The organism is Pseudomonas sp. MF09150 (assembly GCF_059862355.1).
This window is the reverse complement of record NZ_JCBCUS010000005.1, coordinates 505,231-525,372: the sequence shown is the minus strand read 5'-3', so window position 1 is coordinate 525,372 and position 20,142 is coordinate 505,231. Positions and strand designations below refer to the sequence as shown.

General features: G+C 61.3%; 16 protein-coding genes. 6 read left to right on the top strand and 10 right to left on the bottom strand.

Annotated features, from left to right (window positions below; genetic code table 11):
* Positions 1-10: 10 nt before the first annotated feature.
* The 7 genes from AC19YX_RS21365 to AC19YX_RS21335 all read right to left on the bottom strand — a co-directional run bounded on the left by AC19YX_RS21365 (position 11) and on the right by AC19YX_RS21335 (position 10,734).
* Positions 11-922 (bottom strand): ABC transporter permease subunit, encoded by a 912-nt coding sequence (locus tag AC19YX_RS21365; RefSeq protein ID WP_078469813.1) that lies wholly within the window; start codon positions 920-922, stop codon positions 11-13.
* An 11-nt stretch (positions 923-933) separates the two neighbouring features.
* Positions 934-1,944 carry an ABC transporter permease subunit gene (locus AC19YX_RS21360; protein WP_078469814.1) on the bottom strand — a complete coding sequence of 337 codons (1,011 nt, stop codon included), beginning with the start codon at positions 1,942-1,944 and terminating at the stop codon, positions 934-936.
* 158 nt (positions 1,945-2,102) lie between these two features.
* Positions 2,103-3,698 (bottom strand): ABC transporter substrate-binding protein, encoded by a 1,596-nt coding sequence (locus AC19YX_RS21355; RefSeq protein ID WP_500606933.1) that lies wholly within the window; start codon positions 3,696-3,698, stop codon positions 2,103-2,105.
* 78 nt (positions 3,699-3,776) lie between these two features.
* A complete protein-coding gene (locus tag AC19YX_RS21350; RefSeq protein ID WP_500606932.1) occupies positions 3,777-5,180 on the bottom strand; it encodes an OprD family porin in 1,404 nt (467 codons plus the stop codon).
* Between the two features lie 162 nt (positions 5,181-5,342).
* Positions 5,343-6,944 (bottom strand): ABC transporter substrate-binding protein, encoded by a 1,602-nt coding sequence (locus AC19YX_RS21345; RefSeq protein WP_500606931.1) that lies wholly within the window; start codon positions 6,942-6,944, stop codon positions 5,343-5,345.
* A gap of 303 nt (positions 6,945-7,247) precedes the next feature.
* Positions 7,248-8,873 carry an ABC transporter substrate-binding protein gene (locus tag AC19YX_RS21340; RefSeq protein WP_500606930.1) on the bottom strand — a complete coding sequence of 542 codons (1,626 nt, stop codon included), beginning with the start codon at positions 8,871-8,873 and terminating at the stop codon, positions 7,248-7,250.
* 259 nt (positions 8,874-9,132) lie between these two features.
* Entirely contained in the window at positions 9,133-10,734 is a 1,602-nt protein-coding gene (locus AC19YX_RS21335; protein ID WP_500606929.1) for an ABC transporter substrate-binding protein, read from the bottom strand.
* 293 nt (positions 10,735-11,027) lie between these two features.
* Between AC19YX_RS21335 and AC19YX_RS21330 the strand changes: the two genes are divergently transcribed.
* On the top strand, positions 11,028-11,432 hold the full coding sequence (locus AC19YX_RS21330) for a hypothetical protein (RefSeq protein WP_078469820.1): 405 nt from the start codon (positions 11,028-11,030) through the stop codon (positions 11,430-11,432).
* Between the two features lie 66 nt (positions 11,433-11,498).
* On the opposite strand, the gene AC19YX_RS21325 is transcribed toward AC19YX_RS21330, so the two are convergent.
* Complete coding sequence (locus AC19YX_RS21325; RefSeq protein ID WP_500606928.1) at positions 11,499-12,215, bottom strand: SIMPL domain-containing protein; 717 nt, start codon at positions 12,213-12,215, stop codon at positions 11,499-11,501.
* Between the two features lie 240 nt (positions 12,216-12,455).
* Here AC19YX_RS21325 and AC19YX_RS21320 point away from each other — a divergent pair, with 240 nt between their 5' ends.
* The 4 genes from AC19YX_RS21320 (at position 12,456) to AC19YX_RS21305 (ending at position 17,004) form a co-directional block, all read left to right on the top strand.
* Complete coding sequence (locus tag AC19YX_RS21320) at positions 12,456-13,718, top strand: ATP-binding protein (protein ID WP_020297105.1); 1,263 nt, start codon at positions 12,456-12,458, stop codon at positions 13,716-13,718.
* Positions 13,711-14,271: a response regulator transcription factor gene (locus tag AC19YX_RS21315; RefSeq protein WP_020297106.1), complete on the top strand. Its 561-nt coding sequence runs from the start codon at positions 13,711-13,713 to the stop codon at positions 14,269-14,271. Before AC19YX_RS21320 ends, AC19YX_RS21315 begins: the two co-directional genes overlap by 8 nt.
* Before the next feature lie 97 nt (positions 14,272-14,368).
* Entirely contained in the window at positions 14,369-16,096 is a 1,728-nt protein-coding gene (locus AC19YX_RS21310) for an ABC transporter ATP-binding protein/permease (RefSeq protein WP_201129446.1), read from the top strand.
* A gap of 158 nt (positions 16,097-16,254) precedes the next feature.
* Positions 16,255-17,004: a FadR/GntR family transcriptional regulator gene (locus tag AC19YX_RS21305; RefSeq protein WP_078469823.1), complete on the top strand. Its 750-nt coding sequence runs from the start codon at positions 16,255-16,257 to the stop codon at positions 17,002-17,004.
* 113 nt (positions 17,005-17,117) lie between these two features.
* Here the strand turns inward: AC19YX_RS21305 and AC19YX_RS21300 are convergent, their stop codons facing one another.
* The gene (locus tag AC19YX_RS21300; protein ID WP_500606927.1) at positions 17,118-17,309 is read right to left on the bottom strand and encodes a hypothetical protein; all 192 of its coding nucleotides are present in this window, start codon (positions 17,307-17,309) and stop codon (positions 17,118-17,120) included.
* A gap of 13 nt (positions 17,310-17,322) precedes the next feature.
* Positions 17,323-18,963: a phospholipase gene (locus AC19YX_RS21295; RefSeq protein ID WP_500606926.1), complete on the bottom strand. Its 1,641-nt coding sequence runs from the start codon at positions 18,961-18,963 to the stop codon at positions 17,323-17,325.
* 233 nt (positions 18,964-19,196) lie between these two features.
* Here AC19YX_RS21295 and kdgD point away from each other — a divergent pair, with 233 nt between their 5' ends.
* The gene (gene kdgD / locus AC19YX_RS21290; protein ID WP_020297111.1) at positions 19,197-20,108 is read left to right on the top strand and encodes a 5-dehydro-4-deoxyglucarate dehydratase; all 912 of its coding nucleotides are present in this window, start codon (positions 19,197-19,199) and stop codon (positions 20,106-20,108) included.
* The last annotated feature ends 34 nt before the right edge of the window (positions 20,109-20,142 follow it).

Below are 20,142 nucleotides of genomic sequence, written 5' to 3'. Positions count from 1 at the left end.
GGGAATCTCCTCAGGCGGCGTTTTTGAGTTTCGGGTCCAGCGCATCGCGCAGGCCGTCGCCCATCAGGTTGATTGCCAGCACGCTGAGCAAAATGGTCAGGCCGGGCAGGCTGACGACCCACCAGGCGCGCTCGATATAGTCGCGGGCCGAGGCCAGCATGGTGCCCCACTCCGGGGTCGGCGGTTGTACGCCGAGGCCGAGGAAGCCCAGGGCGGCGGCATCGAGAATCGCCGAGGAAAAGCTCAGGGTCGCCTGCACGATCAGCGGTGCCATGCAATTGGGCAGCACGGTGATGAACATCAGGCGCGGCAGGCCGGCACCGGCCAGGCGCGCGGCGGTCACGTAGTCGCGGTTCAACTCGCCCATCACTGCGGCGCGGGTCAGGCGCACATAAGACGGCAGGGACACGATGGCGATGGCGATCACGGTGTTGATCAGGCCAGGGCCGAGGATGGCGACAATCGCCACCGCCAGCAGCAGCGAAGGCAGGGCCAGCATGATGTCCATCAGACGCATGATGGTCGGGCCCAGCAGGCGCGGGAAGAACCCGGCGAACAGGCCCAGCATCACCCCCGGGATCAGCGACATGACCACCGACGACAAGCCGATGATCAGCGACAGCCGCGACCCCTGGATCAGCCGTGACAGCAGGTCACGCCCCAGTTCGTCAGTGCCCAGCAGGAACTGCAGTTGCCCGCCTTCGAGCCAGGCCGGCGGGGTCAGCAGGAAGTCGCGGTATTGCTCGCTGGGGTTATGGGGCGCGACCCAGGGGGCGAAGATTGCACAAAAAATGATCAGCAGCATGAACAGCAGCCCGGCCACGGCGCCTTTGTTGCGCGAGAAAGCGTGCCAGAACTCTTTGTACGGGGAGGGGTAGAGCAGGCTTTGATCGACTGCTACCGAGGAGGTTGGAGTGCTCATAGGTCTTGATCTCAGCGCTGGTGGCGGATGCGTGGGTTGGCAAAGCCGTAGAGGATATCCACCACGAAGTTGACCAGAATCACCAGGCAGGCAATTAACAGGATGCCGTTTTGCACCACGGGGTAATCCCGGGCACCGATGGCTTCGATCAGCCACTTGCCGACCCCGGGCCAGGAGAAGATGGTCTCGGTCAGGACCGCGCCGGCCAGCAGTGTGCCGACTTGCAGGCCGACCACCGTCAGCACCGGAATCAGCGCGTTGCGCAGGCCATGGACAAACACCACCCGTGCTGGCGACAGGCCTTTGGCCCGGGCCGTGCGAATGTAGTCTTCGCGCAGCACTTCGAGCATCGAGGAGCGGGTCATCCGCGCGATCACCGCCAGGGGAATGGTGCCGAGCACGATGGCCGGCAAGATCAGGTGATGCAGGGCGTCGAAGAAGGCCCCCGTGTCATCGGCCAGCAGCGTGTCGATCAGCATGAAGCCGGTTTTCGGCTCGATGTCGTAGAGCAGGTCGATGCGCCCGGAAACCGGGGTCCAGCCCAGGCTGACCGAGAAGAACATGATCAGGATCAGGCCCCACCAGAAGATCGGCATCGAGTACCCGGCCAGGGAGATGCCCATGACCCCATGGTCGAACAGGGACCCTCGTTTCAAGGCCGCGATCACCCCGGCCAGCAGGCCGAGGATGCCGGCGAACAGCAGGGCGGCCATGGACAGCTCCAGGGTCGCCGGGAACAGCGAGGTGAACTCGGTCCAGACACTGGTGCGGGTGCGCAGGGACTCGCCCAGGTCGCCATGGGCCAGTTTGCCGATGTAGTCCAGGTACTGGGCGTACAGCGGTTTGTTCAGGCCAAGGCGCTCCATTGCCTGGGCATGCATCTCGGGGTCGACCCGGCGTTCGCCCATCATGACTTCCACGGGGTCGCCGGGAATCATGCGAATCAGGGCAAACGTCAGCAAGGTGATGCCGAAGAAGGTGGGGATCAACAACCCCACACGGCGGGCGATAAAACTAAACATCTTCTGGAGTACCTCATCAGCCGGTTAGGCGTGCCCGGCCTCCTTGGGGTCAAGGGGGCCAGGCGTTTCTTAGAACCTGGTCACGATCTGCTGCGCTGGGCTCATGTCGCGTCAAACATGGCCGGGCGTCGCTTGCTGGAGCGTGAACAGGTTCATTTCTACTTCACCTGGGTCGTGGCGAAGTTGTTATTGGTCAACGGGTTCTGGTGGTAACCCTCGACGTTCTTGCGCATGGCCGTGAACATTTTTGGATAGGCCGTGGGAATCCAGGGTTGGTCTTCAGCGAAAACCAGCTGGGCTTTTTCATAGAGTGCCGCGCGTTGCGTCGGTTCGGTGTCGGCACGGGCCTGATCGATCAACGCTTGAAAGGCCTTGTTGCACCAGCGGGCGTAGTTTTCGCCGTTTTTCGCCGCATCACAACTCAAGTTCGGTGTGACGAAGTTATCCGGGTCGCCGTTGTCGCCAGCCCAGCCGGCCGTCACCAGATCGTGTTCGCCATTCTTGGCCCGTTTGAGCATCTCTCCCCATTCCATGACGCGGATGTCGAGCTTGAGTCCGATCTGGGCCAGGTCGGACTGCATCATCTGCGCGCCCAGCAACGGATTGGGGTTGGTCGGGCCGCCGCCGTTGCGGGTGAACAGGGTCAGCACGGTGCCTTCGGGAACCCCGGCTTCCTTAAGCAGCGCCCGGGCCTTGTCGAGGTCGCGCGCCGGGTTTGTCAGGCTCCGGTTGAAGCCTAGCAGGGTCGGCGGGTAAGGCCCGGTGCCGAGTATGGCGTTGTCCTTGCCGTACAGGCTGTCGACGTAGGCCTGTTTGTCGAAGGCGATATCGATGGCCTTGCGTACCCGGACATCGCTGATATAAGGGCGGGTGGTGTTCATCGCGGTGTAGCTGGTGATCATCGCCGCCAGCTCGGCGAGCTTGAGGTTGGGATTGGTCTTGATGCTGGGGATGTCATCGGGCTTGGGGTAGAGGGCGATCTGGCATTCGTTGGCCTTGAGCTTTTGCAGGCGCACGTTGTTGTCGGTGGTGATGGCGAAAATCAGCGGATCAGCCGGGGGCGTACCACGGAAGTACTCCGGGTTGGCCTTGAACCGGACCTGGGCATCCTTGGCGTAACGGTTGAAGACGAAGGGCCCGGTGCCGATCGGTTTGCTGTTGAGCTCGGCGGTTTTGCCGGCCTTGAGCAACTGGTCGGCGTATTCGGCCGGGTAGATCGAAGCAAAGGCCATGGCAATGTCGGCGAGAAAGGGCGATTCACGCCGGGTCAGGGTGAAGACCACGGTGTGCTCGTCGACTTTCTCGACGCTCTTGAGCAGCTCTTTGAAGCCCATGCTCTCGAAGTAGGGGAAACCCACGCTGGATTTGTCATGCCAGGGATGTTTCGGGTCCAGCTGGCGCTGGAAACTCCAGAGCACATCGTCGGCGTTCAGGGGGCGGGTCGGCTTGAAGTAATCGGTGCTGTGGAACTTCACCCCTTGGCGCAGGTGAAAGGTGTAGCGCAGCCCATCCGGGCTGATCTCCCAGGACTCGGCCAGGGCGGGCTGGATGTCTACGGTGCCGGGCTTGAAGTCCACCAAACGGTTGAACAGGGTTTCTGCCGCCGCATCGGCGGTGACTGCGGTGGTGAACTGGACGATATCGAAGCCTTCCGGGCTGGCTTCGGTACAGACCACGAGGGGCTTGGCCCAGGCGCTTGTGGCAAGGGTCAGCAGGGCGGCGGCGATGGCCGCTTTCAGGGGAAGCAATTTCATCAGGAACCCTCTGCAATCAGTTGAACCAGATTAGCTTGAATGGCGGACTCTTCCTGAGTCCGCCCTCCGACTGGCGGCCTAGAGAATGTTGAATGGAATGGTGGTCACCAGGCGGAACTCGTTGAGGTTGCCGTCGGGTTGTTCGGAGCTGGCGCGGTGCGTGGTGTAGGTCGCGCGGATCGCGGTGGCCTTGAGCGGGCCGCTCTGCACCGCATATGAAGCGCCGACGCCGTACTCCTGGTGCTTCTCGCCGTCCATCAGGCGCAGGTCGCTGCGCGATTTACCCGATGTGCCATAGCCGATGCCGGTGTACTTGTAGTTCGTACCATCGATACCCCAGCCACGCGCGCTGTATACGTTGAACTTGAGACCCGGTACGCCGTATTGGGCCAGGTCGAGGCCATAGGCGATCTGGAACGATTTCTCGTTCGGGGCGTTGAAGTCCGACAGCAGGGAGTTGGCCAGGTAGATGCCGTTGGTGTCGTGCAGGTAGTCGAAGTATTCGTCGCCGTTCACTTCCTGGTAGGAGAACGTCAGGGTATGGGCCTGGTGGGTCAGCCCCAGGGACAGGCTGTAGGTGTCGTTGTCGATGCCGCCGATCTTGGCTTTGCCGCTGTCGGTGGTCTTGTAGTAGTTGAGGCCGGTGGTCAGGCTCAACACCGAGCTGTCACCCAGTTGGTGGGTGGCGCCGAAGTAGTACTGGTTCCAGAAGTCTTCGACGTGGCTGCCGTAGAGGCTGGTCTTCAGGCTTTTGGTGGGTTGGTAGTTGAGGCCGGCGATATTGACGTGGTCGGTCTCTGCCCGTTGCTGATACTCGGAGACGAACTTGGTCACGCTCTGCTCGGAGCGTGGCGATACGCGGTCGTAGGTCCCGAGGTCGAACGACAGGTTGTTGAATTCTTCGCTGTGCAAGCTCACCCCCTGGAAGCTGGAGGGCAGTGGCCGGTTACCGATGACGTCGACCACTGGCGTGCTGACGTTCTGGCGCCCGGCGGTCAGGGTGGTGTTGGAAATCCGTGCCTTGACGTTGGCCAGGCCGAGCTTGCTCCACTGGCCCACTGCGTCGCCGTCGGCATGGGTCAGGGTACGGTTGTTCGGGCCGGCGATGTCCTTGCGGTCACGGTCCAGGGCAATCGCGTTGTAGACCGCGACTTCGGTGCTGAAACCGACGGTGCCCTGGGTAAAGCCCGAGCTGTAGTTGAGGATGGTGCCCTGGACCCAGTTGATACGGCGCGCGGTCGGGGTCGCCACGTTGTTGTGGTTGTAGGAGAAGCGATCATCGCGGCGGCGCAACTCGTTGGCGTACCAGTTGCGGGTGGTGCCCGAAAGGCTCTGCCCTTCGACGAACCCTTTGCTTTCGGCCTGGGCGCTGGTGTCGCTGAGCGTGGTCGGCACGAATTGCTGGCTGACGGTTTCGGCATGGCCCACAGCGCTGACGCTGCTGATAGCCAGGGCCAATAATGCAATCTTGCTTGGTTTCATCGGTGAGGCTCCTTTGCTTTTTATGTGCCGGTCTTCAGTGATCCGGCTATCGGTTTGGAACTCATTCAGGTCATCGCAAACGTTTGCATCAGCCGCGTTAGCCGAATTCAGGCAACAGGCCTGCATGAGGGCGAATAACGCCCCCAGGCTTTGGGTTTTCAGTTATTGGTCGAGGCTGACGCCCGAGAACACGTTACGGCCGAAGGGGCTGACCTTGAACCCTTCGACTTTGGCGCTCAACGGCTGGTTGACCGTCGAGTGGGCGACAGGCGTGATCGGCACCTGCTGCTTGAGCAACTGCTGGGCCTGTTTGTAGAGCACGCTGCGTTGCTCGCGGTCGGTGATCAGCTTGGCCTGCTTGATCAGCGTGTCGTAGGCCGGGTCGCACCACATGGAGTAGTTGTTGCCGCCAATGGCGTCACAGCTATAGAGGGTACCGAGCCAGTTGTCCGGGTCACCGTTGTCGCCGGTCCAGCCGATCAGGCTGATGTCATGCTCGCCGTTCTTGGTGCGCTTGATGTACTCGCCCCATTCGTAGCTGACGATTTTCACCTTGAGCCCGATCTGCGCCCAGTCGGCCTGAAGCATCTCGGCCATCAGCTTGGCGTTGGGGTTGTAGGGACGCTGCACGGGCATGGCCCAGAGGGTGATTTCGGTGCCTTCCTTGACCCCGGCGGCCTTGAGCAGCTCACGGGCTTTTTCCGGATTGTAGGCAGCATCCTTGATGCTCTCGTCGTAGGACCACTGGGTTGGCGGCATGCCATTGACCGCCAGTTGCCCCGCGCCCTGATACACCGCGTTGAGGATGCTGGCCTTGTTCACCGCCATGTCCAGCGCCTGGCGCACTTCGAGCTGGTCGAACGGTTTGTGGCGCACGTTGTAGGCGATATAGCCGAGGTTGAACCCGGGCTTTTCGATCAATTGCAGTTTCGGGTCCTGCTTGAGCGCGGCCACATCGGCGGGGCGCGGGTGCAGGGTGACCTGGCACTCGCCGGCCTTGAGCTTCTGCACCCGCACCGAGGCGTCGGTGTTGATGGCGAAGATCAGGTTGTCGAGCTTGACCCGGCTCGGGTCCCAGTAGTGTTTGTTGCCGGCGTAGCGGATTTGCGAGTCTTTCTGGTAGCGCTGGAACACGAAGGGCCCGGTGCCGATCGGCTTCTGGTTGATCTCGTTGGGCTTGCCGGTCTTGAGCAATTGCTCGGCGTATTCGGCGGAGAGGATCGCGGCAAAGCTCATGGCGATGTTCTGGATGAACGCGGCGTCCACCGAGTTCAGGGTCATGACCACGGTCAGCGGCCCGGTCTTCTCGACCTTGGCGATGTTCTTGTTCAGGCTCATCCCGTCGAAGTAGGGAAACTCGGTGGGGTAGGCCTTGCGGAATGGGTGCTCGCTATCGAGCATGCGGTTGAAGGTGAACAGCACGTCGTCGGCATTGAAGGTGCGGCTGGGTGTGAAGTACGGGGTGGTGTGGAACTTCACCCCCTCACGCAGGTGGAAGGTGTAGGTCAGGCCGTCCGGGGAAATATCCCAGCGCGTGGCCAGCCCGGGCACCACGGTGGTGGCGCCTTTTTCAAACTCCACCAACCGGTTGTACAGCGGTTCGGCGGCATCGTTGTCGGTGGCGGTGGTGTACTGCGCGGTATCGAAGCCTGCCGGGCTGCCTTCCGAGCAGAACACCAGGTTGTTGCCTGCGGCCAGGCTGATGGTGCTGGCGGCCAGCAGGCTGGTGCCGAGCAGTGCCGATAAAACCAGGGTATGACGCATGACGGTGCCTCTCCTTTTTATGTGTGTGATCAATGCGCAATAGCTCCTTCCTGGAACGTGGACGCGTCATTGATATTCAACCATCGCTTGCAGCAAACGCCGGCTCACGGATACAGATTCACCCAGCCTTGACGGTAGAGGTCATCGGCGAAGCCGTAAATGCGCGGGAGCCTTAACGTCTCGTAGGAAACCGCTGAAAATCCCGCAGTCTGCTGCCTGAAAAGAGCAGCGATTCCGGAGATGGCGGGTGACCCGTGACGTGGCAGGGCTGGTGGCGACGTCCTTGAACGTCGCCACCGGGCCTTATTTGCTGATGCTGACACCGTAGAAGGAGTTCAAGCCGAACGGGCTGATCTTGAAGTCCTGCACGGAGTTGCGCATCGGTTGAAACACCGTCGAGTGTGCGATAGGTGTCATTGGAACCTGGTCTTTGATGATGTGTTGCGCCTGCTTGTACAGCTCGGTGCGCTTGGCCACATCCGGCGTGGCCTTGGCTTGCTTGATCAGTGCGTCATAGGGCTTGTCGCACCACTTGGAGAAGTTGTTGCCGTTCATGGCGTCGCAACCGAACAGGGTGCCGAGCCAGTTGTCCGGGTCACCGTTGTCGCCGCTCCAGCCGATGATCATCGCCTGCTGCTCGCCGCCTTTGGAGCGCTTGATGTACTCGCCCCACTCGTAGCTGACGATGTTCACTTTAAGACCGATCTTGCCCCAGTCGGATTGCAGCATTTCCGCCATCAGCTTGGCGTTCGGGTTGTAGGGACGCTGTACCGGCATGGCCCACAGGGTGATCTGGGTGCCTTCCTTGATGCCGGCCTCCTTGAGCAGTTGCTTGGCCCTCTCGGGGTCGTACTTGGCGTCCTTGATGGTGGTGTCATAGGACCATTGGGTCGGCGGCATGGCGTTGACCGCCAACTGGCCGGCGCCCTGGTAGACCGAGTCGATGATCTGGGCTTTGTTCACCGATATGTCCATGGCCTGGCGCACCTTAAGGTTGGCCAGCGGATTGGGTTCGGTGCCGCCCTTGAGTACCGGCATCACGTTGTAGGCCACATAGCCCAGGTTGAAGCCTGCCTGCTCCGGCATCTTCAGGTCTTTGTCTTCCTTGAGTGCCTTGAGGTCGGCCGGACGCGGAGAGAGGGTGACCTGGCATTCGTTTTTCTTCAGCTTCTGGACTCGCACCGACGGGTCGGTGGTGATGGCGAAGATCAGGTTGTCGATCTTCACGTCTTCAGGCTTCCAGTAGTCCTTGTTGCCGGTGTAACGGATGTTGGAGTCTTTCTGGTAGCTCTTGAACACGAACGGCCCGGTGCCGATCGGCTTCTGGTTGAGGTCGCTGGCCTTGCCTTCCTTGAGCAGCTTGTCGGCGTACTCGGCGGACTGCACCGAAGCGAAGCTCATGGCGATGTTCTGGATAAAGGCGGCGTCGACGCTCTTGAGGTGGAACTTGACCGTCTTGTCGTCGATCTTCTCGACCTGGGTGATGTTGGTGTCCATCCCCATGTCGGTGAAGTAAGGGAATTCGGTGGGGTAGGCCTTACGGAACGGCATGTCCTTGTCGATCATGCGGTTGAAGGTGAAGAGCACGTCGTCGGCGTTGAAGGTTCGGGTCGGGGTGAAGTACGGCGTGGTGTGGAATTTGACCCCTTCGCGCAGATGGAAGGTGTAGGTCAGGCCGTCGTCGGAGATATCCCAGCTGGTGGCGAGGCCCGGAACGACGGCGGTGCCGCCACGTTCGAACTGGCTGAGGCGGTTGTAGATGGTTTCTGCCGAGGCATCGAAGTCGGTTCCGGTGGTGTACTGGCCTGGGTCGAAACCGGCCGGGCTCCCTTCAGAGCAGAACACCAGGTTAGTGGCCGCGTGGGCGAAGGGTGCGCTGGCAAGCAAGCCTGCGCCGACTAAAAACGGAATGACCGCGTGTTTAAGCATGGTGGCCTCATGATTTGTTGTCATTTTTGGTTAGAGGACGACCTCGTGAGTCGACCTGCCGATACTTATGCAGGCCTCATACCCAATGCAAGATGCAGAACTGCCGCAGGTCTTAAACAGTGGAACGAACGTACATGAATGTCGCATATGTATAAAATTTGACGCATTTGATCGTTTGCGCAGGCAATTTTTGCTGTTTTTACGGCCAAAACAGCACAACCGGGGCGTCTGACGCACCCGGTTGGTTCACGCTCGAGGGTTATTTATTCAGGCTGACGCCATAGAACGGCGTGAGGCCGAACGGGCTGATCTTGAAGTCCTGCACTTCCTTGCGCAGCGGCTGGAACACCGTGGAGTTGGCGATCGGAGTGATCGGCATTTGCTGTTTGAGGATCAGTTGCGCCTGCTGGTAGAGCTTGATGCGTTCGTCACGATCGCTGCTCAGCTTGGCCTTTTGCACTAACTGGTCGTAGGCCGGGTCGCACCATTTGGCGTAATTGCTGCCTTTGACCGCTGCGCAGCTGTAGAGCACGCCGAGCCAGTTGTCCGGGTCGCCGTTGTCGCCGGTCCAGCCGTAGATCATCACGTCGTGCTCGCCGTTCTTGGCGCGCTTGATGTACTCGCCCCATTCATAGCTGACGATATTGGCCTTGATCCCGACCTTGGCCCAGTCCTCCTGGATCATTTGTGCCGACATCCGCGCATTGGGATTGGACGCCCGCTGCACGGTCATGGCCCACAAGTTGAGGGTCGTACCCGGTGCCACTCCGGCTTCCTTGAGCAGGGCGCGGGCCTTGGCCGGGTCGTGGGGCGCGTCCTTGATGTTCGGGTCGAATGACCATTGCGCGGGTGGCAGGGCGTTCTGCGCCAGTTGCCCGGCGCTCTGGTACACCGCCTTGATGATGGCCGGCTTGTCGATGGCCATGTCCAGGGCCTGGCGCACCTTGAGCTGGTCCAGCGGTGGGTGGGTCACGTTGTAGGCGAGAAACCCGAGGTTGAAGCCGGGCTGCTGGAGCACCCGCAGGTTGGGGTCTTTTTCCATCACTTCGATATCGGCCGGGCGCGGGTAACCGCTGACCTGGCATTCACCGGCCTTGAGCTTCTGCAAACGTACCGCAGCGTCGGGGGTGATCGAGAAGATCAGGTTGTCGAGCTTCACGTCCTCGGGTTTCCAGTAGGCGGTGTTGCCGGTGAAGCGAATCTGCGAATCCTTCTGATAGCGCTTGAACACGAATGGCCCGGTGCCGATCGGTTTCTGGTTGAGGTCGGCGGCCTTGCCCTGCTTGAGCAACTGCGCGGCGTATTCGGCGGACTGGATCGAGGCAAAACTCATGGCCAGGTTTTGCACAAAGGCGGCGTCGACGTTGTTCAGGCTGAAGCGCACGCTGTGCTCGTCGACCTTGTCGATGCTCTTGATCGTGGTGTTCAGGCCCATGTCGGTGAAGTACGGCGACTCCGAGGGGTAGGCCTTGCGGAACGGGTTTTCAGGGTCGAGCAGGCGCTGAAAGGTAAACAGCACGTCGTCGGCGTTGAAGTCGCGGCTGGGGGTGAAGTAGTCGGTGCTGTGGAATTTCACCCCTTCGCGCAGGTGAAAGGTGTAGCTCAGGCCGTCCTTGGACACATCCCAGGAGGTGGCCAGGCCCGGCTCGACCTCGGTTGCGCCGCGCTTGAACTGGGTCAGGCGGTTGAACACGGTCTCGGCCGAGGCGTCGAAGTCGGTGCCGCTGGTGTATTGGCTCGGGTCAAAGCCGGCCGGGCTGGCTTCCGAGCAATAGACCAGGGTCGAGGCGGCCTGGGCCAGGGGCGCACAGGCCAGCAGGCTGGCGGCGAGCAGCAGCGGTTTAAAGGCAATCGTGTCCATGAAGTCCCCTAGTGATGACGGGCCAGAGCGGCCAGGGCGAAAAAGGCAGGCATGAGATTACCGCTGCCGGGTTGAATCAGAAACAGCGGGTTGGTTAGCAGCTCATAACCAAAACAACCGCGTCGTTATTCCAGACCAAGCCTAGTAAAGTTGCGCGCTCCCAGGGAGCAAGGGGGAAAAGGGGAGCTGGACGCTGCCAGGTTATGGATAGACCGGTTTGCTGATCACGGCCGGGGCAGGCATTTTTCGTCAAAGGGACAGGGGCAGGCAGGATCATGGGTGTTAGAGGGTGGATGGTGGCTGGGTGCCTGCTGCTGGCAGGTTGCAGTGAAGAGAAGTCGCCGCCCGTTGCGTGGTTTCTTGAGGACACTTCTCGCCTATTCAGCACGCTTCGGGCGTGCGACTCGGTCAAGAACAAACCGCATTACAGCTGGTGCAACAACGCGAATCTGGCTGCCATGACGCTGCGGCAGCGGTCTGAGGAAAAAGAGCGGCAGGAGCGTCTGGAACGCTTCAACCAGGCACCCTACCGAGTGAAACTGATTTATTGGTACGGGCTGAATCCCGACGCGTTGAGCGCGGTGCTCGAGGTGTGCCGCAACGCGATGGAGCGCCAGATGCTGGAATCTGATTTCGCCATGGGCTGCACCCTGGCCAGCCAGGCTCGGCTCAGCAATATCATGCGCAAGCTGCAGTAAGCCGCCCGAGCCGCAGGCGGCTTGTGTGGTGAGCCGGACCCGCCGGGCGGCAGGTCCGGCAACCGCTTATTGCATCAAGACTTCAATCGAGCCATCGGCGGTCATGCTGACCTGGCTGGTGCCGGCCTCGACTTCCGGGGTCACCGGCGCCGAATCCATGCTGGCTGCTTTCATCATCATCGGTGCGCGCATGTACGGCTGTGGATAACCGTTGCTGTTGAGGTTCAGGTTGACGATTTTGTAACCCTTGCCGCCCAGGGCGTCGGTGGCCAGTTGGGCGCGGGCCTTGAAGGCGTTGACCGCGTCCTTGAGCAGGGCGTCTTCGCTGGTCTTGCGGGTCGGGTCGGCGATGGCGAAGTCCATGCCGGCCATTTTCAGGTCGCCGAGCATCTCGCCGGTGAGCTTGGACAGGGCGGCGAAGTCCGAGCTTTCCAGGCGCAATTCAGCGCGCTCGCGCCAGCCAGTGATTTTCTGGCCCTTGGTGTCATAGATCGGGTAGCTGTTGCGGCTGCCCTGGCGCAAGGTGATGTCCTTGACCTGACGAGCCTGGCCCAGGGCCTTGTTCATGGTGGTGGTGATCTGCGCCGCCAGCTTGGCTGGATCGGCATCCTGGGCTTCGCTGTACAGGGTGACGATCATCAGGTCGCGCGCCACCTCCTGGCTGACTTCGGCGCGCAGGGCGATCTGGTTGTAATGCAGTTCATCGGCGGCCAGCGCCGGCAGGCTGGTGATGGAGCCGATGCTGAGGGCGAGAAGGGCGGCGCTGCGACTGAATGTATGCATGAAAACTCCTTGAGTACGGTCCACAGGTGACGGTCCCGTTCCTGCGTGAAACCATCAGACAGTATTGGGCAGCGGCAAGTTTCAAGCGCCAGGCTGCCAGTTGAGAAACCCTAGGCTTGTAGCTTAAAACTTGGCGCTTGCCACTGCTTTTCTGTGACGCTTTGCCGCAGTTTTGCCTGCGGGGCGTGCTGCTTGGTTATACTCGTCGCGATCCGCCTGGAGCGCTCATCAGGAGAGCTCATGCTCGCCCCCGTACAATTGCTTTCCGCCACTCGCCAGAACCTCTGGCGCCTGACCTTTATCCGCACCCTGGTCCTGGCTGCCCAGGCCGGTTCGGTGGGGCTTGCCTACTGGTTTGACCTGCTGCCGCTGCCCTGGCTGCAACTGGCGGTGACCCTCGGTTTTTCGATGATCCTCTGCGCCTTCACGGCGATTCGGCTGCGTACCTCATGGCCGGTCACTGAGCTGGAGTACGCGGTGCAGCTGGCCTGCGACCTGTTTATCCACAGCGCGCTGCTGTATTTCTCGGGGGGGTCGACCAACCCTTTCGTCTCCTATTACCTGGTGCCGCTGACCATCGCCGCCGTGACCCTGCCATGGCGTTACTCGGTGATTCTCTCCGGTATCGCGCTGACCATGTACACCCTGCTGCTGGCGCAGTTCTACCCGCTGCAGACCTTCCCCATCGCCCGGGAAAACCTGCAGATCTACGGCATGTGGCTGAGTTTTGCCCTGGCCGCGGCGGTGATCACCTTTTTCGCCGCGCGCATGGCCGAAGAGTTGCGCCGCCAGGAAGAGCTGCGGGCGATCCGTCGTGAAGAGGGCCTGCGGGACCAGCAATTGCTGGCCGTGGCCACCCAGGCCGCCGGTGCCGCCCATGAGTTGGGTACACCGTTGGCGACCATGAGCGTGTTGCTCAAGGAAATGCGCCAGGACCATCCCGATCCGCTGTTGCAGGACGACCTGAGCGTGCTCCAGGACCAGGTCAAGCTGTGCAAGGAAACCCTGCAGCAACTGGTGCGCGCCGCCGAAGCCAACCGGCGCCTGGCGGTGGAGATGCAGGAAGTCACCCAGTGGCTGGATGAAGCCTTGAACCGCTGGCACCTGATGCGCCCCGAAGCCAGTTATCGCTTCCTGCTGCTGGGCCAGGGACCGGTGCCGCGCCTGGCGCCGCCGCCGGACCTGACCCAGGCCTTGCTCAATCTGCTGAACAATGCCGCCGATGCCTGCCCCGAAGGGCTGGAAGTCCGCCTGGACTGGGACGAGGAAAACCTGACCATCAGTATTCGTGATCACGGTCCCGGCGTACCCTTGGCCATCGCCGAGCAGATCGGCAAGCCGTTTTTTACCACCAAGGGCAAAGGTTTCGGCCTGGGCCTGTTTTTGAGCAAGGCCAGCGTGACCCGCGCCGGTGGCTCAGTGAAACTCTACAGTCATGAGGAAGGTGGCACGCTTACCGAGCTGCGCCTGCCCCGTGTCGCCCGAGGAGACCAAGATGAGTGACGAACCCCAAGTCGAAGGCGAAGAGCTGCCGCATCTATTGCTGGTGGACGACGACGCTACTTTTACCCGCGTAATGGCCCGCGCCATGAGCCGTCGCGGTTTTCGCGTCAGCACCGCAGGTTCTGCCGAAGAAGGCCTGACCATCGCCCAGCAGGACTTGCCGGACTATGCCGCGCTGGACCTGAAAATGGACGGCGACTCCGGCCTGGTGCTGCTGCCCAAGCTACTTGAGCTGGATCCGGAAATGCGCGTGCTGATCCTGACCGGCTATTCGAGCATCGCCACCGCTGTCGAGGCGATCAAGCGCGGTGCCTGCAATTACCTGTGCAAGCCGGCGGATGCCGACGATGTGCTGGCCGCGCTGCTCTCCGAACACGCCGACCTGGACACCCTGGTGCCGGAAAACCCGATGTCGGTGGACCGCCTGCAGTGGGAGCACATCCAGCGTGTGCTGACCGAGCATGAAGGCAACATCTCCGCCACTGCCCGCGCCCTGGGCATGCATCGGCGCACCTTGCAGCGCAAGTTGCAGAAGCGCCCGGTACGCCGCTGAACCGCGCCTGAACGAATGTCCGCAAGGCATCGTGAAAAAGCCAGCCGATCAACTATGATCGGCTCAGAGCTTGCCCCTTCCCTACCGAGCCACAACGATGAATCAGAACGCTGAATATTCCGCGGTCAACGATACTGTGCGCGGGCAGTTTTTCCGACGGGTCTGGGCGATGGTCACGCCATACTGGCGCAGCGAGGAGAAGGGCAAGGCCTGGTTGCTGCTGATTGCAGTGATCGCCCTGTCGCTGTTCAGCGTGGCGATCTCGGTGTGGATCAACAGTTGGTACAAGGATTTCTACAACGCCCTGCAAAAGAAGGACGAAGCGGCGTTCTGGCACCTGATCCTGTATTTCTGCGGGATTGCCGCCGTGGCGATTCTCGGTGCGGTGTATCGCCTTTACCTGACCCAGATGCTGACCATTCGCTGGCGGGCCTGGCTGACCGAGAAACACTTCGCCCGCTGGCTCGGCAATAAAAACTACTACCAGCTGGAGCAGGGCGGTTACACCGACAACCCGGACCAGCGGATTTCCGAAGACCTCAACAGCTTCACCAGCAATACCCTGAGCCTTGGCCTGGGACTGATCCGCACGGTGGTCAGCCTGGTGTCGTTTTCCATCATCCTCTGGGGCGTTTCGGGCAGCATCGAGGTCTACGGCTACACCATTCCCGGCTATATGTTCTGGTGCGCGCTGGTATACGCCGCCGTCGGCAGTTGGCTGACGCACCTGATCGGTCGACGCCTGATCGGCCTCAACAACAATCAACAACGGTTTGAAGCCGACCTGCGTTTCTCCATGGTCCGAGTTCGTGAAAACGCCGAGAGCATTGCCCTGTACAACGGCGAGAGCAACGAGAACCGGCGCCTGAGCGCACGCTTCGGCATGGTCTGGCACAACTTCTGGGACATCATGAAGGTCTCCAAGCGTCTGACCTTCTTCACCGCCGGCTATGGCCAGATTGCCGTCATCTTCCCGTTTATCGTCGCAGCCCCGCGTTACTTCGCTGGGAAGATCGAGCTGGGTGAGCTGATGCAAATCAACTCGGCGTTCGGCAATGTGCAGGAGAACTTCAGCTGGTTTATTTCGGCGTACTCCGACCTGGCCGCGTGGCGCGCGACCTGTGATCGTCTGTTGAGCTTCCGCCAGGCCATGAGCGAAAACGAAGAGCGCACCCCGGCCATCGATGTGCAAAACGAAGGCGGCGAGCTGAAGGTGCATGACCTTGGGCTGGACTTGGCAGATGGCCGCAACCTGCTGGAAGGGGCCGAAATGAGCGTTGCCCCCGGCGAGCGCCTGATGCTCAGCGGTCGTTCCGGCAGTGGCAAAAGCACGTTGTTGCGGGCGATGGGGCGCTTGTGGCCTGCGGGTCACGGCAGTATTCGCATGCCGGACCAGCGTTATCTGTTTTTACCGCAAAAACCTTACTTGCCCATTGGTAGCCTGCGTGAAGCCTTGAGTTATCCACAGTCGGGCGACACCTACCCTCACGAACGCTACGTGCAAGTGTTGGAAACCTGCCGCCTGCCGCACCTGGTATCACGCCTGGACGAAAGCAATCACTGGCAGCGCATGTTGTCTCCCGGCGAGCAGCAGCGCCTGGCCTTTGCCCGTGCATTGCTCTATGCGCCGACCTGGCTGTACATGGACGAAGCCACATCCGCCATGGACGAAGAAGACGAGGCGACGCTCTACCAGGCGCTGATTGATCAACTGCCAGGCTTGAGCATTGTCAGCGTTGGTCACCGCAGCAGCCTCAAGCGCTTCCATCCTCGGCACATCCGGATCGAGCACGGACAACTGATCGAACAGTCGGTGCTGGCCTAGCATCGCCTGCGCCGGTCGGCACCCAGGTGCTGGCCGGCGTGCTTGACCTCAACGGCTGTCCTTTTTCCTGTCGAATAAGACAGGGTTTACGCTGGACGGTGATCGTACAACTAAGCTGAGCTATGATGCGTTCTCAGTTGCCTAAAAAGATGCCCACCATGGAAAACCTCAACACCGCGCCCCGCCTACCCCGCAAGCGCCGTAGCCTGGCGCAGGAGCTGGTCACGGTGCTGTCCGAACAGATCCGTGATGGGCTGCTCAAGCGCGGTGACAAGTTGCCGACCGAGTCGGCGATCATGGAAGCCCACGGCGTCAGCCGGACCGTGGTCCGCGAGGCGATCTCCCGCTTGCAGGCGGCGGGGCAGGTGGAAACCCGCCACGGTATCGGTACCTTTGTTCTGGACACCCCAAGCCCCAGCGGTTTTCGAATCGACCCGGCCACCGTGGTCACCCTGCGTGACGTGCTGGCGATCCTCGAGCTGCGCATCAGCCTGGAAGTGGAGTCGGCAGGGCTCGCCGCACTGCGTCGCAGCGATGAGCAACTGGCCGCCATGCGCGCGGCACTGGATGCGTTGAATGAAAGCGCAGCCCATGACAGCGATGCTGTCGCCTCTGACTTCCAGTTTCACCTGCAAATCGCGCTGTCCACCGGCAACCGCTATTTCACCGACATCATGACCCACCTGGGTACCAGCATCATTCCGCGGACCCGGCTCAACTCGGCGCGCCTGGCCCACGATGACCAGAAGCACTACATGGGGCGCCTGAGCCGCGAGCATGAAGAGATTTATGAGGCCATCGCCCGCCAGGATTCGGATGCAGCCCGTGCGGCGATGCGTTTGCACCTGACCAACAGCCGCGAACGCCTGCGTCATGCCCACGAGGAGGCAGAAGCGCAGCGCGGCTAGGCCGTTTCTCCAGCAGGCGCCGCTGATCAAGCTTCGGGCGCAATGACATCGCGGGCAAGCTCGCCCCCTACCGGTTGTAGGGGGCGGCCTTGCCCGCGATGCTTTTCAGCGGATCAAGCGCTTTGCAGAATCGAGCGGTCGACCCTCACGGCCAGTTGGCCCTCGTGGGCTGGGGTGTCGAACGTCACTTTGCCGTCGGCGGCCACCTGCGCGCGGGCAATCGCTACGCCGTTGGACAGCAGTTCCAGGGGCGCGCCCTGGAGAGATTGGCCGGAGGCCAGTTGCAGTGTCAGGTTGATACTCATGGTGAGGTCCTTGTCAGGCAATGCGGTCGATAAAGGTGGTGGAACTGGCGTCGATACTGGCGATCAGCTCGGGCGAACCCCCAAGAAATTGCCGGTAAACGTTGCGTGTCAGGCTGCTGCCTGAGGCTGCGGCAATGCCCAGGGTTGGCTGGAAACGGTCACTGAGTTGGGCATAGGCCGACCAGGGGCCGGTGTACGACTCGCTGAGCCCCTGGCTTTCGCTGATGGCGTAACGCACGGCATTGCCCGGTAGCCAGTTGGGTTCGCTCGGCGTCTGGTTTTGCCAGCCGTCGGCCAGGATGGTCGGCGCTGCCGTTGGCGCTTCGAGGTAGCCGGCGGGTTTGTTGGGTGTGTAGTGGGTCAGCAGCAGATAGGTGCTCCAGCCCCACCAGTTGTCGACGGTCTTGCTGTCGTTGAGGTTATTGACGTCGCTGCGGCGCAGCACCTTGTCGCCCTGGGTCACGAACAGGGGCGAGAAGTTGGCACCAGGGCTGGAGACCGCTTGCAGGTCCGGCAGCCCTTGCAGCGCGGCGAAGCTGGCAGGCGCCGCCGGGTTGCCACTCTGGTAGCAGGCGAAGATTTCATCGGCCGAGCTCTGCACGGCCCGTTGCACCTGCTGGCGATTGCGCTGGTCGACGGTGTCGAAGTAACGCTTGTCGCCATAGGCGTGCCATTGCTCGCCTCGGGCGTTGCGGACATTGAGGCCGAACTTGCTGTCTTCGTCGTGCATGAAGCGGGTAATCAGCGAACCCAGGTCACTGGGGGTGACCACCGCCGCCAGTTGTTTGCGCGGCACCCGCAGGTGGCCTGCGGAGAACAGGTCGGTGAGGTAGTGATCGGCAAAGGCGTTCATCGCATAGGCCAGCTCCAACGGTTGGGTGTCGGCGCTGCCATGAGCCAATCGCGCCTGCTCCAGTGCCGCGCTGTGCCCGGCGATGTAGGCAAGCTTTGCCCACTCGCCAAAGTGGTCAGCGTTGTTCGCCGCCAACTTCAGGTAGCGCCCCAGGGGCAGCATCGGCGAGACCACGCTGCCACCGCCGGTAATCCGGTTCCACTCTTCAGACAACGTATCTCCAAGGGCGTCATACGCCTCATGGGGCTGCTTGCCATCGCGGATCGCCTGGTGAGTGGCGGCGATTTCCTTCTGCATCACCGCGAGGATCTGCCGCGCTTCGTCTTTCGACGCCGGCAGGACCGCCAGGGAGTTGAAGGCCGCGCTGAAACGCTGCACGCGCTCCACCGCCGAAGCGCCTTCGCTGATCGGTCGGTCGGGGATGCCGTAGAAGTCACCGCCCAGCGCCACCACCTGGCCATAGGTCAGTGCCAGGCCATTGGGCAGGTGCAATTCGACCTGGGAGGCAGCAATCGGCGGGGCATCCGCGGCGAAGCGCAACCAGGTGTTGTCGCCGATAGCGGTGTGCTCGCCACCTTCGAAACGCAACTGGGGCTTGGGTTTCAGCGGGTTTTCCGGTGGTGTGCCCGGCGGCCTGGGAGGCGAATGTTTGCGGCTGTGGTGAGGGGCGACGCGCAGCAGCAGGCTGTCGCCATCGCCGTTGATGGCCAGGCCCTGTTCGCTGAACAGCTGGTCGAGATCGGCCGCGATTTTGCCGGCAAGCGATGCTTGTTGCGGCAGGGGGGTTGAGAGTGCTGACATTTCTAGCTCCTTGATATGTCATCGTTCAGGTCACTATTTAACTGTATGGATATACAGTTAAATCGAGCTTAGATGAAATCATTGGCTCGTCAAGGAGCCGCAGGCGAGCCGATCAATTTTCTTTGTAACGACGAAATGCAGTTGACGATTATATTTTTAGTTGTACGATGACCTACAACTTCAGCCAAGCCTGAGGTCTTTTCCATCACAATGTTTCCCAGGGTGTTCGAATAATGAATCCACAAGAACTGAAGTCCATCCTCTCCCATGGCCTGTTGTCTTTCCCGGTCACCGACTTCAATGCTCAGGGCGACTTCCATCGCGCGGGCTACATCAAGCGTCTCGAATGGCTCGCCCCTTACGGCGCCTCGGCGCTGTTCGCCGCGGGCGGCACTGGCGAGTTCTTCTCCCTGGCAGCCAGTGAGTATTCGGAAGTCATCAAGACTGCGGTCGATACCTGCGCCACCAGCGTGCCGATTCTTGCCGGTGTTGGCGGTTCGACCCGCCAGGCCATCGAATACGCCCAAGAGGCCGAGCGCCTGGGGGCCAAGGGCCTGCTGTTGCTGCCGCACTACCTGACCGAAGCCAGCCAGGACGGGGTTGCGGCCCACGTTGAGGCCGTGTGCAAATCGGTAAAAATCGGCGTCGTGGTCTACAACCGCAACGTCTGCCGCCTCAACGCGCCGCTGCTGGAGCGCCTGGCCGAGCGTTGCCCGAACCTGATCGGCTACAAGGACGGCCTGGGCGACATCGAGTTGATGGTGTCGATCCGCCGTCGTCTGGGCGATCGCTTCAGCTACCTCGGCGGCCTGCCGACCGCTGAAGTCTATGCCGCGGCCTACAAGGCCCTGGGCGTGCCGGTTTACTCCTCGGCGGTGTTCAACTTCATCCCGAAAACCGCGATGGATTTCTACCACGCCATTGCCCGTGATGATCACGCTACGGTCGGCAAGATCATCGATGACTTCTTCCTGCCTTACCTGGATATCCGTAACCGCAAAGCCGGTTACGCAGTGAGCATCGTCAAGGCCGGGGCGAAAATCGTCGGTCACGACGCAGGCCCGGTACGGGCCCCGCTGACCGATCTGCTGCCGGAAGAATACGAAGCACTGGCGGCGTTGATCGACGCTCAGGGTGCGCAGTAATTGATCCGGGGCCGCTGAGTAATCAGCGGCCTTT

Coding starts and splice junctions, on each gene's coding strand:
- kdgD (WP_020297111.1), top strand. CDS start 19,197: ATGAATCCACAAGAACTGAAGTCCATCCTCTCCCATGGCCTGTTGTCT.
- AC19YX_RS21320 (WP_020297105.1), top strand. CDS start 12,456: ATGCTCGCCCCCGTACAATTGCTTTCCGCCACTCGCCAGAACCTCTGG.
- AC19YX_RS21315 (WP_020297106.1), top strand. CDS start 13,711: ATGAGTGACGAACCCCAAGTCGAAGGCGAAGAGCTGCCGCATCTATTG.
- AC19YX_RS21305 (WP_078469823.1), top strand. CDS start 16,255: ATGGAAAACCTCAACACCGCGCCCCGCCTACCCCGCAAGCGCCGTAGC.
- AC19YX_RS21295 (WP_500606926.1), bottom strand. CDS start 18,963: ATGTCAGCACTCTCAACCCCCCTGCCGCAACAAGCATCGCTTGCCGGC.
- AC19YX_RS21355 (WP_500606933.1), bottom strand. CDS start 3,698: ATGAAATTGCTTCCCCTGAAAGCGGCCATCGCCGCCGCCCTGCTGACC.
- AC19YX_RS21310 (WP_201129446.1), top strand. CDS start 14,369: ATGAATCAGAACGCTGAATATTCCGCGGTCAACGATACTGTGCGCGGG.
- AC19YX_RS21325 (WP_500606928.1), bottom strand. CDS start 12,215: ATGCATACATTCAGTCGCAGCGCCGCCCTTCTCGCCCTCAGCATCGGC.
- AC19YX_RS21345 (WP_500606931.1), bottom strand. CDS start 6,944: ATGCGTCATACCCTGGTTTTATCGGCACTGCTCGGCACCAGCCTGCTG.
- AC19YX_RS21300 (WP_500606927.1), bottom strand. CDS start 17,309: ATGAGTATCAACCTGACACTGCAACTGGCCTCCGGCCAATCTCTCCAG.
- AC19YX_RS21330 (WP_078469820.1), top strand. CDS start 11,028: ATGGTGGCTGGGTGCCTGCTGCTGGCAGGTTGCAGTGAAGAGAAGTCG.
- AC19YX_RS21335 (WP_500606929.1), bottom strand. CDS start 10,734: ATGGACACGATTGCCTTTAAACCGCTGCTGCTCGCCGCCAGCCTGCTG.
- AC19YX_RS21340 (WP_500606930.1), bottom strand. CDS start 8,873: ATGCTTAAACACGCGGTCATTCCGTTTTTAGTCGGCGCAGGCTTGCTT.
- AC19YX_RS21350 (WP_500606932.1), bottom strand. CDS start 5,180: ATGAAACCAAGCAAGATTGCATTATTGGCCCTGGCTATCAGCAGCGTC.
- AC19YX_RS21360 (WP_078469814.1), bottom strand. CDS start 1,944: ATGTTTAGTTTTATCGCCCGCCGTGTGGGGTTGTTGATCCCCACCTTC.
- AC19YX_RS21365 (WP_078469813.1), bottom strand. CDS start 922: ATGAGCACTCCAACCTCCTCGGTAGCAGTCGATCAAAGCCTGCTCTAC.